Origin of the sequence: Bartonella sp. AP3QHHD, assembly GCF_042195765.1 — a bacterium.
Classification (GTDB): Bacteria; Pseudomonadota; Alphaproteobacteria; order Rhizobiales; family Rhizobiaceae; genus Bartonella.
The window spans coordinates 1-1,899 of sequence record NZ_JBHIPC010000058.1; the positions used below are offsets into that span (position 1 = coordinate 1).

Consider the following 1,899-nt stretch of genomic DNA (forward strand, 5'->3'; position numbering starts at 1 on the left):
GGACGAGGCGCCATATCTTTTCTCCTTACATTGAGATGCAATTCACGTGTGGCGTGAATCACGCATTACTTGAAAGTGTTAGGAAGGGTGGGGGTGCTCGTAGATATGCGGGGAACAAAACACCCCCATAAGGTTAAGCAGCTTTTGTTGAGAGTTGTTGTATCTCTTGTTCTATCTCTGCTAAAAAGGTTTCAACAGCTTGATTGATCTGTTCAATTTGTTGATCATCACGGAAAAAACGGAAGAAGTCACCATCGCATTCCAAAAACCAGAATGCTTTGATTCAATTGAAAATGCGATTTTGTATCATACAACAAGTGTAGCAAATGAGTTGAGGGTAAAAATGTGGGCCGTTTCCTATGAGGAAGTTGAATGTTCAGAAAACATATGTGATTTTCACTTTAAAAATTCTTTGCTCAACAAAGAGGAAACTTATGGTAAGATAACTTTAGAAGATGGGATAGTATACAAGGCATTTACTTGGAATGAAGAGAGTGAAAGTTCGCTTTTTTTTCAAGGGTACCGATGGAATAATTTATCTCACATGATACAGAAAACTGTCACGCAAGAATTTTCGCCTACTCGTCAAGGAATGATACAATCTAGTGGCAATCTCATCATTAACGCTGATACCATTGATAACCATTATAGCACTATAGAAGCGGGGGGAAATGCCGATATCCACGCTGGTGTGCTGACCAATTTGGGGGCAACGGGCAACATTATCACACAATCGGACAAAGAGACCACAATCACTGCTTCTCATCTGCTTTCCGGTCAAGATATCAATGTGAGCGGAGAAAATGTGACGATTGATGGCATGACAGATCATCATAAAAGCCATTCAGAGGAGCATGAAACAGGTTTTGGTGTGGGATCAGGCAAGGGCTTTGTGTCGATATACGGGAGTGAGGGAAAGACAGAAAATGAAGAGAGTTTTGAGCATCAAGGTTCATCTCTCAATGCGGATGGTAATATCACCATCACTGCCAAGAAAAAAGATGTGAAAATTGTTGGCTCTGATCTTGCAGGGGAAAATGTTAATCTTACCGCAGCGCATGATGTGAATGTGCTTGTTGGTCATAATAGCCATAGGGCAAGCTCAAAGGAAGAACGGGAAGGCTTTGGGTTTCAGTTTGAAAAGAGCAACAGCGGTGCTTCCTTGGGGGTTGGAATTGCAAGCGCCAAAGATACCGGCGATCAATGGGAAAATACTTCCACACAATCACACATCACGGCACGCCAAGATGTGCAGATTACTGCTGACAATGATGTAAATATGCAAGCAGCCATTGTTTCGGCGGATCGTGATGTCAACATTGATGCCGGCAATAATATCACCCTATCAGAAAGCTATGATACCTCTAACGCAAAAGAAAAGCATGAAAAGTCTTTTGCTGGTGTGACAGGCTCTGTCAATGTGGGTATTCTTGGTGCCGTAAAAGATGTAAAGGATGCAGTCAAACGTTTTGGTCATGGGGATACAAAACACAAAATCGGTAATGGTCTTATTGCTGGTCTAAAAGGCTATGATCTCTATAGCAAAGGCAAAGGTCTTTATAATGGGATGAAAGGTGGAAACAAACAGTCTATTCGTGATATTGCTGATGTTTCTGCTAGCGTAACCGTGGGCTTTAAGACAGAGAAGGCAGAAGCCTCTGTTCAGACCTCTACTGCGGTAACAGGTACAATAGAAGCAGGACGCGCTGTTAATATGCAAGCCCACAAAGGCAGCATCCATGGTGTTGGAGCCGATATTATTGCTGGTACAAACCCGATGCAAAGCAATGATGAACAGAGCGGGAATATCACCATGGGAGCAGGTAAAGATATCATCTTTGAAAGTGCGCAAAATACGCAAAGCACAGAAAACCACACGCAAAGCGCTTCAATGAATGT

The 1,899-nt window shown here is 42.5% G+C and carries 2 pseudogenes; one reads left to right on the forward strand and one right to left on the reverse strand.

The window, feature by feature from the left end:
- Nucleotides 1-133 precede the first annotated feature (133 nt).
- Nucleotides 134-241: pseudogene (locus tag ACFIL7_RS03385) on the reverse strand (exonuclease); the annotation flags it as partial.
- 354 nt (nt 242-595) lie between these two features.
- On the opposite strand from ACFIL7_RS03385, the pseudogene ACFIL7_RS03390 reads away from it, so the two are divergent.
- Nucleotides 596-1,899 (forward strand): annotated as a pseudogene (locus tag ACFIL7_RS03390) (hemagglutinin repeat-containing protein); the annotation flags it as partial.